Raw genomic sequence first — 15,056 nt, forward strand, 5'->3', positions numbered from 1 at the left:
AATAACCTAGAGAAGTGAACAGCGAGAAGGCAGCACCCAAGAACGAGTTCAGCCTGGTCCTGGTCGGGGCAGGCCCGCGCGGCACCAGCGTGGTTGAACGACTCGCCAATTTGGCGTTGAACCTCCCGGAACAAGGCACCGTCCTGAAAGTGACGGTTTTCGACCCATTCACTCCGGGTTCGGGCCACGTGTGGAACCCGGAGCAGTCCCAGAATTTCCTGATGAACACCCCGTCGTCATTTCCGACGGTTGCCCCCGAACGGGAAGGCGCTGAACCGGGGCTGAGCTTTCGCCAGTTCGTGGAGCTTCGCGGCGACGGACGAAAACTCACCGACGAGCACGCCAAGCTGATCGAGCGGATTGAACCCGGGACCTATCCCTCACGCGCAATCTACGGCGAGTACCTTGAGCATGTCTATGACCGCAGCGCCTCCATTCTCGCCGCCCACGAGAATTTCAGCATCCAGCATGTTGCCGCAGAAGTGGTCGCTGTCCGCCCCGTAGGCAACGCCTACCAGGTCGATTTCAGCAGTGCCCAGGACAGTGCTGAAACCCGTCAGCTCGACGCCGACGCCGTGGTGCTGGCCCTGGGCCACCAGCCGGCTGAGCTGAACCCGTGGCAGAAGCAGCTCGAGGAAGCAGCCGCGCAGGCAGGGGCGACCTACATGCCGCCGAACGTCCCTGCAGACCTCGACTATTCCCGCTTCAAGGAAGGCCAGCCGGCATTGATCCGCGGGTTGGGGTTGAATTTCTTCGACGGCATGGCCGAGCTGACAGCGGGCCGTGGCGGAATCTTCCGCGAGTCCAGCACCGAGCCGGGGCACCGCCTTGAATACATTGCCTCAGGTCGGGAGCCGGCACTGATCGTGGCTTCGCGGCGAGGAACCCCGTACTGGGGCAAACCAGTGGTGGACCAGTTCATTCCAGATGAAATCGAGCTTCGCTACTTCGACGCGCCGGAACTGATTGGACGCCTCGCCGAAGCCCGCGCCACCAATCCTGCCGCGTCCTTGGTGTTCTCACGCCATATTTGGCCGAAACTGCATCGCGACATCCTGTTCGCCTACTACAGCAGCTGTGCCCGCGTGCATGGCGCCCCTGATGGCTTTGGCGAGCGCGAGTTCGTTGAGCGGCTCGAAGCGATTCTCTCTGCCGAGCATCATGAAGGAAGCCAGGTGTGGCTTGGCGAACTGCGCAAATTCATCGAGCAGTTCCCGCAGCTGCAGTGGCTCGACGTTCCAAAGCTGGCCAGGCCATTCGAGGAAGTCGGATTCAACTCCGATGAGCAGTACCAGCAGAGCGTACGCGACTACCTCGTCGACAATGCCCGGCACAGCACCGGTGGACTTGACGACCCGTTGTCCTGCGCGATCATGACGATGAATGCCGGGCGCATGCTGATCAAGGAACTGATCGCTTCGGGCGTGATCGACGAGCAGTCGCGCATCGAGGAAATCCAGGCGCACTTCGAGCCATTGGTCGAAGGGTTGTCATCCGGTCCACCGCTGGAACGCATTGAGCAGCTGCTGGCGCTGTCGCGTGCGGGAATCGTCTCCTTCGTCGGCCCGGATCCGGAGTTCGGCTTCGATGAGGTGTCGGAGCAGTTCACGGCATCCTCGCCGTGGGTCGACGCTGAAGTGCATACTGCGAGAATCATGTGCGAGGCGATGATGCCGAGCAACCGCGTCTTGCAGAACAGCTCGCCGCTGATCAAGCAGCTGCTGGGTGATCATGTGGCGCGCGTGCACACGTGGAAGAATGCGGAAGGCGAAAGCCTGCCCGGATCAGGTTTCGACGTGGTCGGCGAGCCATACCGTCTGGTCAACAGCGAAGGGCTGGCGCACCGTGGGCTGTTTGTTCTGGGATTGCAATTGTCATCTGCGCAGTGGGGAACGGCAATTGCCGCCCAAGCTGGAGACCTGCGCAGGCCTGCGGCCCGGACCTTGCACGACGCGGCCAACGTGGTGAATGAAGTGGCGCGTCTTGCGGGGCTGAGCGGCAACGGAAAGTTGAGCGCAGAACAGGATTAAGCAGTTTGGCGGGCTGATCCGAAGATCAGCCCGCCAAACCGTAGAACGCGGATGGTATGGGATTTGAACCCATGAGACGGGGTTGCCGCCTACTGGTTTTCAAGACCAGCTCCTTCGGCCGCTCGGACAACCATCCAACCCGAAAAAGTATACGGCATGAACCCCGCTCGAAAGGAATTGAAGGCCATGAACGACGTTATGAACGCCTATATCTACAACGGTGCCGGTGGGCCAGAAGTCCTCGAGCTGGTGCAATGGCCAATTCCGGTCGCCGCGGCGGGAGAAGTGCTGGTCAAAGTCGAGGCGTTCGGGCTGAACCGCGCGGATGTGCAGCAGCGCAAGGGCGTGTATCCGCCACCTCCCGGGGCCAGCGACATCCCTGGGCTGGAAGTTGCCGGCACCATCGTGGGCATCGGCGAAGGCGTCAGCGGATGGAAACCCGGAACGCGTGTTGCAGCCCTGCTCGCTGGCGGCGGGTATGCGCAGTACGTCAATGTTCCGGCAGAGCTGCTCATAGAAATCCCCGGGTCGGTCTCGACCATCGACGCCGCCGGGTTGCCGGAAGTCGCTGCCACCGTGGTTTCCAATCTCTTCATCGAAGGCGGACTGGGCCATGGGCAGACGCTATTGATCCATGGCGGTGCCGGCGGCATCGGCTCCATGGCCATACAGCTCGCGAAGGCCGCCGGGGCCCGCGTCATCGTCACCGCTTCGTCGGCAGAAAAATTGGACTACTGCCGTGCGCTCGGCGCCGATGAAGGGATCAACTACCGCGAAGAGGATTTTTCTGCCCGCATCAAGGAATTGACCGATGGCAGGGGCGTTGACCTGATCCTGGATGTTGTCGGCGCCAAGTACCTGGGGGAGAACGTCAAGGCGCTCGCCGTCGGCGGGCGGATGGTAGTCATCGGTTTGCAAGGCGGTGCCAAGGCGGAACTGAATTTGGGCCTGCTGATGAACAAGCGGGCGCGGATCATCGGCACGACTTTGCGTTCCCGCCCGCTGGGCGAAAAGGCGGAAATCGTTCGCCAGACCACCACCAAGGTGCTGCCGCTGCTGGAACAGGGAAAACTGGCCCTGAATGTCACCAAGACGATGGACTTCGCGGAGCTGGCCGCCGCCCATGAATACTTTGATTCTGGCGAACACACCGGAAAAGTTGTCATAAAGGTTTAATGCAACGGGCGAACCGGTTGTAAGGTGACTGCGTAGTCATTAAATACGTGACTTGTTTAATAACCACTGGTCACTCACATCACTTGCACCGTTCCTAGGAGGTTGCTCAAATTGAGGACCCAAAATACCTTGCCACCAGCGGGTGTCGATCCTGAGGTTGCCGAACGCGAAGAAAAGCGCTGGACCCCGGCCAAGATCGGCATCTGGGTTGCCATTGCACTGGTCGGCGGCATCGCATGGTCGATCCTCGCCTTCTCGCGCGGGGAAACCATCAATGCCATCTGGTTCGTCTTTGCCGCTGTCGCGACCTACCTGATTGCCTACCGCTTCTATTCGAAGTTCATCGAGCGCAAGATCGCCAAGCCGGATGATTTCCGCGCTACCCCGGCCGAATCGGTCAATAACGGCCGCGACTTCGTACCCACCGACCGCCGGGTCCTCTTCGGCCACCACTTCGCGGCCATCGCCGGCGCCGGTCCGCTGGTTGGCCCGATCCTCGCAGCGCAGATGGGCTACCTGCCCGGAACCATCTGGATCATCGTGGGCGTGGTGCTGGCCGGTGCGGTCCAGGACTACCTGGTCATGTTCTTCTCCATGCGCCGCGGTGGACGCTCGCTGGGCCAGATGGCTCGCGAGGAACTGGGCTTGATCGGCGGCACCGCCGCGTTGATCGCCACCCTGACCATCATGATCATCATTACCGCCATCTTGGCGCTGGTGGTCGTCAATGCGCTGGGCGAGTCCGCTTGGGGCGTCTATTCGGTGGGCCTGACTATTCCTATCGCTCTGTTCATGGGCATCTACCTGCGGTTCATCCGCCCGGGCAAGGTCCTGGAAATCTCAGTCATCGGCTTCGTGCTGCTGATGTTCGCGATCATCTCCGGCCGCTGGATTGCCGAATCCGCGTGGGGTGCCGAGTTCTTCCACCTGGAGCGCACCACCATCGCCTGGGCGATCATCATCTACGGCATCATCGCCGCGGTGCTTCCGGTCTGGTTGCTGCTCGCTCCGCGCGACTACCTGTCGACCTTCATGAAGATCGGCGTTATCGCCCTGCTGGCCGTGGCGATCATCGTTGTCCGCCCGGAAATCGATGTTCCTGCCTTCTCCGAGTTCGCCGGACGAGCTGATGGCCCGGTCGTGGCCGGGCATATCTTCCCGTTCCTGTTCGTGACCATCGCCTGCGGCGCTCTCTCCGGCTTCCACGCCCTGATTTCCTCTGGTACCACCCCGAAGCTGGTCGAGAAGGAAAAGCAGACCCGCTTCTTGGGCTACGGCGGCATGCTGATGGAATCCATGGTGGCCATCATGGCGCTGGTTGCAGCGATCTCCATCGACCGCGGCATCTACTTCGCGATGAACTCCTCGGCTGCCGCCACCGGCGGTACGGTGGAAACCGCCGCGGTGTTCGTGAACTCGCTGGGCTTGGTCGGCGTCAGCCTGGATCCGAACCAGCTGACCGAACTGGCTAATAACGTCGGCGAGAACTCGGTGGTCTCGCGTACCGGTGGCGCACCGACGCTGGCTGTGGGCATTGCGCACATCATGCACCAGTGGTTCGGCGGCACCGCGATGATGGGCTTCTGGTACCATTTCGCGATCATGTTCGAAGCGCTGTTCATCCTGACCGCGGTTGACGCCGGTACCCGTGTTGCACGCTTCATGCTGCAGGACACCATCGGCAACTTCATCCCGAAGTTCAAGGACACCTCGTGGCGTCCGGGCGTGTGGCTGTGCACGTTGATCATGGTCGCCGGCTGGGGCTACATCCTGATCCTCGGCGTAACCGATCCGCTGGGCGGCATCAACACCTTCTTCCCGCTGTTCGGCATCGCCAACCAGCTGCTGGCAGCGATTGCGCTGGCAGTGGTGATGACCATCATCGCCAAGCAGAACAACTTCAAGTACCTGTGGGTTGTCGCCCTGCCGCTGGCCTTCACCGTGGTGATCACTTTCGTGGCCAGCTGGCAGAAGATCTTCTCCGCAGACACCAAGGTCGGCTACTTCGCGAACCACAACGCCTACAAGGAAGCGTTGGCCAATGGCGAGACTTCCCTCGGCTCGGCGGGCAGCGTTGAAGCAATGGAGGCCGTGGTGCGCAACACCGGTGTCCAGGGCTGGCTGTCCGTGGTCTTCCTGCTGCTGACCGCGATCGTGCTGGTCTCGGCTGTCGTCGCAACCATCAAGGCCAAGCGCAACGGCGGCGGCACCAGCACCGAGGATCCGGCCGTGCCATCGAAGATGTACGCACCTGCCGGCTTGATCTCGTCGCCTGCTGAAAAGGAGCTTGAAAAGGCCTGGAAGCAGGTCCCTGCCGAAGCCCAAGTCCAGCGCGGCGGCCACTAGCCATGGCTACGCTTTTGGAACGCCTGGGGCAAGCCAAGAAGTTTGTCGACGGAGTGCTCGGTGCCGACAAGTACCAGCACTACCTGGAACACCACGAACGCAATCATCCCACCGCCAAGCCGATGACCGAGCGTGAGTTCTGGAAGGACTACACCGACTGGCAGGAAAAGAACCCCGAGGGGCGTTGCTGCTGAACCCGACTGGAACCGGCCGTGAGGGCCATCCGCAACAGCGGATGGCCCTCACGGCCGGTTTCGTTTTATGTCGACTGCGTTGCCGGGAACACTGTGGTGATCCCGGTAGGCTAGAACCAGTAATCCATCGGAAACCACCGGCAGAGAAGTGTAATGGCGTTCTTTTCACGACTGCGCGCTGAGCGTGCTGCTACTCGCGAACTCGGAGAGGGCGTCTGGCGTCGCGCACATGACCGTTTCCAGCGGTCATTGGACCGGGTCTTCCAGGTGGTTGAAGGCATCACTGATGACCAGGTGTACAACGAGCTCGTCAAGGAAGCCAACGAGATGGCAGTGCTGCTGCCGACCGTGCGCCAGCTATGCTGCGCGGCGCAGCGGATCACCCCGAGCAATGACGACACGATCCCGCAGCTGACCTCGGCGGCGCACCGTTCGCTGACCAAAGCGGCCAACGATTTGGCGACGACCGCACAGGTAATCGCGATGATGCGGATGCAGGCGGAAGCCGGCCAGCCGATCGACATCGAGGCGGTGCGCCATCGGGCCAAGCTGGTGGAAGAAGACGTCAGCCGGGCCGCGCAAAATCTCGCTTCCAGCGAATAATTGGGTTCTCCCGATCGCTGGCGTGGTTTTTCGCCGTGCCGCACGCATCGGTGAACTAAATTAGTTGCATGACCCAAACAATCCCTGAACTGAAGTTCCTTGACGGAAACACCATCGACCAGCTTGGCTACGGCGTCTGGAAGGTCGCCGACGCCGACGCGGAAGTGGCCGTTGGCAAGGCCATCGACGCTGGCTACCGCCACATCGACACCGCGCGCATCTACGGAAACGAAGCTGGAGTCGGCCGTGCAGTTGCCGCCAGCAGCGTGCCGCGCGAAGAACTGTTCATCACCACCAAGGTCTGGAACTCGGACCAGGGTTATGAGAAGACCATGGCCGCAGCGGATGCTTCGCTTCAGCGCCTTGGCCTGGAGTACGTCGACCTGTACCTGATCCACTGGTTGCAGCCGAAGCGCGGCACCTACGTGGACACCTGGAAGGCGCTGATCCAGTTGCAGAAGGACGGCAAGGCCAAGTCCATTGGCGTTTGCAACTTCACCAAGGAAGCACTCGAAGAGCTCTACACCGAAACTGGAGTCCGCCCGGTCATCAACCAGGTTGAAACCCACCCGTACTTCCCCCAGACCGACCTGCGCGCCTACGAAGCCGAGCACGGCATCCTGCATGAGTCGTGGTCCCCGCTGGGCCACGGCGGTGAACTGCTGAGCGACCCAGTACTGGCGGACATCGCCAAGAAGCATGGCGCATCGGCGGCGCAGGTAGTCATCGCCTGGCATCTGGCCCTAGGCAATGTCGTCATCCCGAAGTCGACCACCGAATCGCGCATCGTCGAGAACTTCGAATCATTGAATGTGAAGCTGGACAAAGAAGATCTGGCAGCCATCGCTACCCTGGATCGCGGCGCCGAAGGCCGCATCTCGGCTGACCCGGCCACCGCCGACTTCGAATAGAACACCGACCCCAAGAACGGGCCCTTGGTTTCATCTGGAACCAGGGCCTGTTCGCATATCCCAAGTTGTCGTTGGGGCATATATGGGACGCGAATGAAGTCCGTGGGGTGCAAAGGCCGAACTCAGTTGGCAAGAACCGCTGAAGATGGCGAAAACCCCGGAACCACGAGTTGTTCGCGATTCCGGGGTTTTCTTCACGTGGAGCCCCCTGCCGGATTTGAACCGGCGACCTGCTCTTTACGAGGGAGCTGCTCTACCCCTGAGCTAAGGAGGCCTGTGCCTGTAAACAGGCACCACGTCACTTTATCCGAGGAATTGTCTGAACGTCAAAACGGCGATGACATCATCAGGCCCAATCAGCAGCGGGTGCCCGCTTCGGGGACTTTGCCGTCGATCAGGTACTCATCCACCGCCTTGGTAATGCACTCGTTGGAACGCCCATAGGCGGTGTGGCCATGGCCTTCATAGGTCAGCAAGGTCGCGTTATCCAGCTGCTTGGCCAGGGCCTCGGACCACTTATATGGGGTGGCTGGATCACCGACGGTGCCAATGACGAGGATCTCATTCGAGCCTTTCGCGTCGAGCACCTCGGGCTTGCCAGTGGATTCGAAGTCCAGGGCCTCGCAGGCGATGCCGCTGTAGGCCAGATACTTGCCCAAGGTCGGAGCCGCACGCATTAGCTCGGTCGCTTCGGCCTGCATGGCTTCTTGGCTGCTGTCCGTTGGACGATCCAGGCAATCAATGGCTACGTAGGCGTCGCTCGAATTCGAAGCATAGGTGCCGTCGCTCTGGCGGTCTGCCGAGAGATCCGCCAGGCTGAGGATGATGTCTACATTCCCGTCGTTGACCGCGGCGTTCATGGCGTCGGTCAAATAGGACCAGCTGGCATCATCGTAGAGCGGCAAAATGAAGCCGTTGACGAAGTCGATGATCGGAACGACGCGCCCATCGCTGGCGGTCATCGGCTCGTTCTCCACCTGCGCAAAGAACTGCTGCAGCTGCACCTTGGCCTCTTCGACGGTTCCGGTGAAAGGGCAATTGCCGCTTTCAAGGCAGCTGGCGAGCCACGCGTCGATTTCCTTCTCGAACCCCACAGCCTGGGCCAAGGTCACTTCGGCAGCTGGCAACGAAGGATCCATGGCTCCGTCCAGCACGAAACGCCCCACATTCTGCGGGAACAAGTCAGCATAGGTTGCGCCCAAGAAGGTTCCGTAGGAGACACCGAGGTAGTCCAGCTGCGCATCACCGAGCACAGCACGGATCACGTCCATGTCCCTGGCTGCCGATTCGGTATCGACGTGGTCGAGCAGCTCGCCGGTATTGGACGCGCAGTCAGCCGCGTAGTCCTCGGCGCTCTCGATGATCTCGTGCTGGTCCTCGGGAACCCACGCCAGCAGGTTTTCCTGGCGCCCCTTATCGGTTTCGGCAGCGCTTTGGCACGTGATCGGGGAGCTTTCGCCCACCCCTCGAGGATCGAAGCCGATGACGTTGTAGGCCCGCTGCAGGTCATCGCTGAACATGCTCGGGACCGTGGACGACACCATGTCCAGTCCAGATCCACCAGGGCCACCGGGGTTGACCAGGATATTGCGCGTCGCACCGTCCACGGCGCGGCGGTTCAGGGCCAGCTCGATGCTCTCGCCTTCGGGGTTCTCGTAATCCATCGGAACCTGGATGGTGGCGCATTCGATGACGCTGCCGCACTTTTCCCAGTCGAGGCTTTGGGTATAGAAGGTTTCCAATCCTTCAGGCGCACTGGTGTTCGGCGCGGGCTTCGGGGCATTCGATGCGCTGGATGGCGAATCCGCTGTGGGGGAAGAGCAGCCTGCCAGGCCCAAGGCCATGGCAGTCCCTACTGCGGCCAAGCGCTTCATCGGTGAGCGTGCAGGCACTGTTCGTGTCTCCTTGGGATGGGTTAGCGGCGTCCGGGCTGTGGCAGCAGACGGGTCATGAGCGCTTCCAGCGCCATGAGCTGGTTGACGTTGGCGGCCAGGCGGCCACGGGTTTCATTGATGGCATCAAGCTGGGCCAAGGACTTCTCGCTGGACTGTTCCGCAGCGAACCGCTCCAGCTTCTCGCGCAGGTGCTCGTTGATCAGCTCGGTACCGGTTTTCAGCTGGATGCTCAAGACATCCCGGAAGAAGGTGGTCAGGTCCGTCAGCGTCCGGTCCAGGGCATCGAACGCCGCACGCCGGGCAAATCGCTTGGCATCATCCTCCAGCGCCTTGAACTGCCCGCGCAATCCAGGCGGGATGGTTTCTTCCGGACCCAAGCCATTGGCATGGCGCAGCTGGGCAATCTTGTTCTGCAGGTCGGTGCCGGTGATGTTTTCGGCACGCTCGCTGGCCAGCTTGGAGATTTCTGCGGCCGCCGCCATCGCCTGCGGCAAGGTCGTGGTGCGCAGCGGCAGCGTAACGACTTTCTCGCGCTGGATTCGTGCCTGCTCGTCACGGGCCAACAAGCGGGCTACACCGATATGCGACTGCGAAACCCGGGCAGCGAACAACGCTTGATCCGGTTCCAGCCCATCGCGGCGCACCAGCAGATCTGCAACGTCCTGGGTGGAAGGCACGGAGAGGTTTACCGCGCGGCAACGCGACCGGATGGTCACCAGCACATCGGCGGGGGACGGGGCGCTGAGGATCCAGATCATCTTGGCTGGAGGCTCTTCGATGGCCTTGAGCAGCACGTTGGTGCTGCGCTCGGACATGCGGTCTGCATCTTCGATGATGATGATGCGCCAGCGGCCGGTGCCAGCGCTTTCCTGCGCACGGGTAATCAGGTGGCGGACATCGGCAATCTGGTACTCGAACTTGTCGGTGGAAACGAAGGACACATCAGGGTGCTCCGAATTCATCACCATTTTGCAATTGGCGCACTCGCCGCAGCCGGCCGGAGTCTGGGTGCACTGCAACGCCGCCGCGAAAGCACGCGCCGCGGTGGTGCGGCCCGAACCCGGGGGGCCGGTTACCAGCCAGGCATGGGTGGGGTTGCCGCGATCAACCTCGGCGGTCAACGTGTCAATGACGCGTTCCTGCCCGGCGAGGTCCGCGAAGACCGGCCGGGTCACAGCAGGCCCGCCAGATGCTGCACAACCGATTGGTGCAGCTGCTCCACGCTGGCGGTGGCGTCCAGGACCAGGTAGCGCCGCGGATCACGGGCAGCCAAATCGAGGAAGGCGTTGCGGATGCGTTCATGGAAATCATCCGGCTCGGATTCCAAGCGATCCGACTGCTCCACCCCGCCGCTGGCCGCAATGCGCCGGGCACGCCCCTGCGCGGCGGAGATGTCGAGGATGATGGTGGCATCCGGCTTCAAACCGCCGGTTGCGAAGTCGTTGATTGATGCGACGGCATCAATTCCGAGTTCGCGGCCCATGCCCTGGTAGGCCAGCGAGGAATCGACGAACCGGTCGCAGATGATGTGGGTTCCGGCCTCCAGCGCGGGGGAGATGACCTGCTGGACATGGGCGGCACGCGCCGCCGAGTAGATCAGAGCCTCGGTACGCGCATCGATTTCGCCGTGGCCGTGGTCAAGCACCAGGGAACGCAGCTCTTCGCTGATCTGGGTTCCACCTGGTTCGCGGGTCGTGGCGACCTTGGCTCCACGGGATTCCAGCCACTGCTTGGCCAGCGCGACCTGCGTGGACTTGCCGGCGCCGTCGCCGCCCTCGAAAACGATGAACAAGCCACGGGTTGGGGAACTCGAATCTCTACTCACCCCACTAGCCTATCCAAGGACATTTAAAGATGCGTACTGCAACGGCTGCTTGGGCATTGGAAATACGTCAAGTGTGGTGGATCAGTCACATGAAATGTAGTGAAATCCACCGTTTGGCAGTACCCGATCCAGCGTAGAGTTTTTTCCATGGACCCCCGCACCGCAGAACAAGGCTCCAACCCGTCCTGGGACCCGAAGACATTGCTCGTTGCCGGTGGGCGTCCGGCCCATGGCTACGACGTTCCAGTTAACCACCCGGTCACCTTCACCTCTACCTACCATTCCAAGGGCCAGGCGGCGCCCGGCGAACGCGTCTATGCGCGGTTCTCCAACCCCACCTGGGATCCCTTCGAGGAAGTGCTGGGCCAGCTCGAAGCGGCAACCCTGCAGGCCCTGGTTTTCTCCTCCGGCATGGCAGCTATTGCCGCGGCATTGAGCCTCGTTCCAGAGGCCGGCGTGCTGGTGATGCCACGGCATTCCTATAACGGTTCGCTGGCGCTGAGCTCGGAACTGCAAGAAGCTGGACGGCTGAGCATCCGCCCGGTGGACATTGCCAACACCGACGAAGTGCTCGCCGCGTTGGATGGGGCCGATGCGCTCTGGGTGGAATCGCCGACCAACCCCATGCTGGAAGTTGCAGACCTGCCGGCACTGCTGGCCGGCGCGAAAGTGAAGAACGTGCTGAGCATCGTGGATAACACTTTTGCCACCCCGCTGCTGCAGCAGCCGCTGGTCCACGGCGCCGACCTTGTCGTGCACTCGGTGACCAAGTACCTCTCGGGCCACTCGGATGTGATCATGGGCGCGCTGGTCACCAGCGACGAACAGCTGCACAGCCGACTGCACGGATACCGGACCTTGCATGGCGCGATCGCCGGACCGATGGATACCTTCCTCGCCCTGCGCGGGGTGCGCACCATGGCCGTACGCCTTGAACGCTCGCAGTCGAACAGCCAGCTGCTGGCCGAACGGCTGGCGGCGCATCCCAAGGTGCAGGCAGTGCGCTACCCGGGATTGGCCAATGACCCGGGCCACGCGCGCGCTGCCGAACTCATGGGCGGGTTCGGTTCGGTGATCGCCTTCGAAGCGGGCGGCTCTGCCGAAGAAGCCGACCGGGTGCTGGATGCATTCACGCTCATCACCGGTGCCACCTCGCTGGGAGGAGTGGAGTCCCTGGCCGAGCGGCGGGCACGCCACGCTTCCGAACCGGCCAGCGTCCCTGCCAGCCTGATCCGCCTGTCGGTAGGCATTGAAGAAGTGGAAGACCTCTGGGCAGATCTGAAGCAGGCCCTGGACCGGCTCTGATGCCGCGGGGCCAATTTCCGCGCGTGGCACAGTGCCCTTCAAATGCGTCGCAAAGGTAGAGTGAAGGCATGAACATGATGCACGTAGCCCGACTGATCGAGTACTACATGATGATCGCCCTGAGCGTTGTCATCGTGGCGCTCGCCGTTTGGGCTCTGGTTGATTGCCTGCGCCATGGCGCGGATCGCTTCGCCCAGGAAGGCAAGCGCACCAAGGGCTTCTGGCTCGGTCTGACAGTGGCCAGCACCGCTGTAGCCTTGCTGGGCATGCTTGGACAGGGCGGAATCGGCTTCCTGCAGCTAATCGGCGCCTGCATCGCCTGCGTGTACCTTGCGGACGTCAAGCCTGCCGTGAGCGGCAAGGGCGGCGGCTGGTACAACTACTAGGCCGCGCCAAGGCACCCAAGTTTTCACGAAGACCTGCATCCGCTTGATGGCGGAGCGCAGGTCTTCGCACTTTAACCACGGGCCTTAACTTTCGCGCGAGTGGGCTTGCGCATTGGTTAGGATAGATTCCATGAGCCACACTTTGATTTTGCTTCGCCACGGACAGAGCGAATGGAACGAAAAGAACCTGTTCACCGGTTGGTACGATGTCTCGCTGACCGAGAAGGGCCGTGCTGAAGCAGCCCGCGGCGGCCAGCTGCTGGCCGAAGCAGGCTACAAGCCGGAGGTGCTGCACACCTCCTTGCTGACCCGCGCAATTGTCACCGCGAACCTGGCTCTGGAAGCCGCCGGCCGTTCCTGGATTCCGGTGAACCGCGACTGGCGCCTGAATGAACGCCACTACGGTGCGTTGCAGGGCAAGGACAAGGCGCAGACCTTGGCCGAATTCGGCGAAGAGCAGTTCATGGAATGGCGCCGCAGCTACGACACCCCGCCACCAGCACTGGACGACTCCTCGGAATTCAGCCAGATCAATGATGAGCGCTATGCGGCGCTGGGCGACTCCGCCCCGCGTACCGAGTGCCTCAAGGACGTGCTGGAGCGCATGCTGCCGTACTGGGAGAACAACATCAAGGCCGATCTGTCGGCAGGCAAGACCGTCATGGTCACCGCCCACGGCAACTCCCTTCGCGCACTGGTCAAGCACCTGGACGGCATCAGCGATGAAGACATTGCCGGCCTGAACATCCCGACCGGCATCCCGCTGGTCTATGAACTGGATGACAACTTCCAGCCAATCACCAAGGGCGGAACCTACCTGGATCCAGAGGCCGCGGCCGACGCCATCAAGGCCGTCGCCAACCAAGGTCGCAAGTAGGACACGCTTTTCGGCGGTTTCGCGATGACCGGCCATGGGCCGGTGATCGCGAAGCCGCCGTCTGCTTATTAATGCGGGGATAACGCCAGGCATCCGGCTGTGAGCGAAACAACTGCGCACGATTGTATTTTTGGCATTAGTATGCTGTAATCTCCTATTTCGAATAGGCTCAATGGCTCACGTTAGGAATGCAATTCGTGGCAACTGATTACGATGAAGTCCGCCCAGACGTTGCTGAGGCACGCAAGGCTTCTCTGGATGCGGTGAAGTCCGCAAACGCACCGGACGCCAAGTCGGTGGTGCGCGAGCTCGACGAGACCGATCACACCGATGGCATGGATCTGCCAGGCGCGGATCTCTCCAACGAGGAATTGACCGTTACGGTCATTCCACAGAAAGACGACGAGTTCATTTGCGGCTCGTGCTTCTTGATCCGCCACCGTTCGCAGCTGGTGCGCGAAGAAGGCAACGTAGGCTTCTGCGTCGAGTGCGAAGGCTAGAAACCCGCTAGACGCTGGCGCCATTCGTGCGCCGAGAACGGGCAGAGGGCAGCCCACCGATCGGTGGGTAGCCCTCTACCCGTTTAACGAGCTGGAATCCTTGGCTGGGCCAGCTTCCTCATCGGGGCCAACAAGGACGCACAGCGTGCTCTCTGGAGCGCCCAGCCGGAAGTCCCATGCCGCGTCCAAGCAAAATTGAAGAACAAAAAAGGCGCCTGCCATCCGTTGGTACCGGACGGCAGGCGCCATGGCTATGCAATCGAGCCAATGCTCCGAGAAGCTAGATTTCGGTTGGATCCCATTCGCCGGTCACCAGGTAGGTGACCTTGCGGGCTACGGACACGCCGTGATCGCCGAAGCGCTCAAGGTAGCGGCTGGTCAGTGACACATCCACGGTGGTTGGCGCGTTGGCGTCCCAGTCCTCGGCCGCGACCTGGGTGAAGACGCTGGAGTGCAAACGATCCAGCTCGTGGTTCAGTTCGATGATTTCGGTGGCGATCTTCAGATCGCGGGTGTCCAGCAGGCGCGCGACCGCCTTGGCGATGTCGATATCGATCTTTGCCATCTGGGCAAAGGTGTCGGAAATCTTGGCCGGGATCGCCGGGTTGGGGAACCGCAGACGAGTCAGCTGCGCCAGGTGGCGGGCCAAATCGCCCATGCGCTCGAGCGACGCGCTCATGCGCAGCGAACCGACAATCATGCGCAGGTCGCTGGCTACCGGCCCCTGCAGGGCCAAGGTGTCGATGGCCCGTTCGTCGAGCTGGTTCTGCAGGAAGTCGATCTTCGCGTCCGCCGCAATGACTTCCTGTGCCAGATCGACGTCCACGTTGGCTAGCGATTCCCAAGCGCGGTCCATTGCGGTTGCTACCTGGTTGGCCATCTCAATGAGTTCTTCGCCAATTTGCTGCAGGTCTGCCTGAAATACCTTACGCACAGCAGTTCCTTTCGAGTGTCGGTATCCATGCCGGATGGTGGACTGCCGTGGCAGCCACCCGCCACGAGACAGTT

The 15,056-nt window shown here is 61.7% G+C and carries 14 protein-coding genes and 2 tRNA genes; 10 read left to right on the top strand and 6 right to left on the bottom strand.

What is annotated here, in order from left to right:
• Positions 1-14 precede the first annotated feature (14 nt).
• Positions 15-2,030 carry an FAD/NAD(P)-binding protein gene (locus tag ATK23_RS15935; protein WP_066144075.1) on the top strand — a complete coding sequence of 672 codons (2,016 nt, stop codon included), beginning with the start codon at positions 15-17 and terminating at the stop codon, positions 2,028-2,030.
• A 48-nt stretch (positions 2,031-2,078) separates the two neighbouring features.
• Here the strand turns inward: ATK23_RS15935 and ATK23_RS15940 are convergent.
• Positions 2,079-2,166, bottom strand: a tRNA-Ser gene (locus ATK23_RS15940).
• Positions 2,167-2,228: 62 nt separating this feature from the next.
• Between ATK23_RS15940 and ATK23_RS15945 the strand changes: the two genes are divergently transcribed.
• The 5 genes from ATK23_RS15945 to ATK23_RS15965 all read left to right on the top strand — a co-directional run bounded on the left by ATK23_RS15945 (position 2,229) and on the right by ATK23_RS15965 (position 7,260).
• Positions 2,229-3,206 (top strand): NAD(P)H-quinone oxidoreductase, encoded by a 978-nt coding sequence (locus ATK23_RS15945; RefSeq protein ID WP_066144159.1) that lies wholly within the window; start codon positions 2,229-2,231, stop codon positions 3,204-3,206.
• A 111-nt stretch (positions 3,207-3,317) separates the two neighbouring features.
• Positions 3,318-5,552 carry a carbon starvation CstA family protein gene (locus ATK23_RS15950; RefSeq protein ID WP_245858466.1) on the top strand — a complete coding sequence of 745 codons (2,235 nt, stop codon included), beginning with the start codon at positions 3,318-3,320 and terminating at the stop codon, positions 5,550-5,552.
• A gap of 2 nt (positions 5,553-5,554) precedes the next feature.
• A complete protein-coding gene (locus ATK23_RS15955) occupies positions 5,555-5,746 on the top strand; it encodes a YbdD/YjiX family protein (protein ID WP_066144080.1) in 192 nt (63 codons plus the stop codon).
• A gap of 153 nt (positions 5,747-5,899) precedes the next feature.
• Positions 5,900-6,349 (top strand): hypothetical protein, encoded by a 450-nt coding sequence (locus ATK23_RS15960; protein ID WP_066144082.1) that lies wholly within the window; start codon positions 5,900-5,902, stop codon positions 6,347-6,349.
• 68 nt (positions 6,350-6,417) lie between these two features.
• Positions 6,418-7,260, top strand: coding sequence for an aldo/keto reductase (locus ATK23_RS15965; RefSeq protein ID WP_066144086.1), 843 nt, complete (start codon positions 6,418-6,420; stop codon positions 7,258-7,260).
• A 199-nt stretch (positions 7,261-7,459) separates the two neighbouring features.
• Here the strand turns inward: ATK23_RS15965 and ATK23_RS15970 are convergent.
• The 4 genes from ATK23_RS15970 to tmk all read right to left on the bottom strand — a co-directional run bounded on the left by ATK23_RS15970 (position 7,460) and on the right by tmk (position 10,980).
• Positions 7,460-7,534: transfer RNA gene (locus ATK23_RS15970), tRNA-Thr, on the bottom strand.
• 82 nt (positions 7,535-7,616) lie between these two features.
• Positions 7,617-9,152, bottom strand: coding sequence for an alpha/beta hydrolase (locus ATK23_RS15975; RefSeq protein WP_245858468.1), 1,536 nt, complete (start codon positions 9,150-9,152; stop codon positions 7,617-7,619).
• A 23-nt stretch (positions 9,153-9,175) separates the two neighbouring features.
• Complete coding sequence (locus tag ATK23_RS15980) at positions 9,176-10,330, bottom strand: DNA polymerase III subunit delta' (RefSeq protein WP_038993815.1); 1,155 nt, start codon at positions 10,328-10,330, stop codon at positions 9,176-9,178.
• Entirely contained in the window at positions 10,327-10,980 is a 654-nt protein-coding gene (gene tmk, locus ATK23_RS15985; protein WP_066144091.1) for a dTMP kinase, read from the bottom strand. Before tmk ends, ATK23_RS15980 begins: the two co-directional genes overlap by 4 nt.
• Positions 10,981-11,127: 147 nt before the next feature.
• Between tmk and ATK23_RS15990 the strand changes: the two genes are divergently transcribed.
• The 4 genes from ATK23_RS15990 to ATK23_RS16005 all read left to right on the top strand — a co-directional run bounded on the left by ATK23_RS15990 (position 11,128) and on the right by ATK23_RS16005 (position 14,048).
• On the top strand, positions 11,128-12,285 hold the full coding sequence (locus ATK23_RS15990; protein WP_066144094.1) for a trans-sulfuration enzyme family protein: 1,158 nt from the start codon (positions 11,128-11,130) through the stop codon (positions 12,283-12,285).
• 68 nt (positions 12,286-12,353) lie between these two features.
• Positions 12,354-12,671 carry a DUF2516 family protein gene (locus ATK23_RS15995; RefSeq protein ID WP_038993817.1) on the top strand — a complete coding sequence of 106 codons (318 nt, stop codon included), beginning with the start codon at positions 12,354-12,356 and terminating at the stop codon, positions 12,669-12,671.
• Positions 12,672-12,801: 130 nt separating this feature from the next.
• Positions 12,802-13,548, top strand: coding sequence for a phosphoglyceromutase (locus tag ATK23_RS16000; RefSeq protein WP_066144097.1), 747 nt, complete (start codon positions 12,802-12,804; stop codon positions 13,546-13,548).
• Between the two features lie 197 nt (positions 13,549-13,745).
• Positions 13,746-14,048: a DUF4193 domain-containing protein gene (locus ATK23_RS16005; protein ID WP_038993831.1), complete on the top strand. Its 303-nt coding sequence runs from the start codon at positions 13,746-13,748 to the stop codon at positions 14,046-14,048.
• Between the two features lie 280 nt (positions 14,049-14,328).
• Here ATK23_RS16005 and phoU read toward each other — a convergent pair whose 3' ends face one another.
• Positions 14,329-14,982 carry a phosphate signaling complex protein PhoU gene (gene phoU / locus ATK23_RS16010; RefSeq protein ID WP_038993819.1) on the bottom strand — a complete coding sequence of 218 codons (654 nt, stop codon included), beginning with the start codon at positions 14,980-14,982 and terminating at the stop codon, positions 14,329-14,331.
• Positions 14,983-15,056: the final 74 nt, after the last annotated feature.

This window comes from Glutamicibacter nicotianae (assembly GCF_002797775.1).
Lineage (GTDB): Bacteria > Actinomycetota > Actinomycetes > Actinomycetales > Micrococcaceae > Glutamicibacter > Glutamicibacter nicotianae.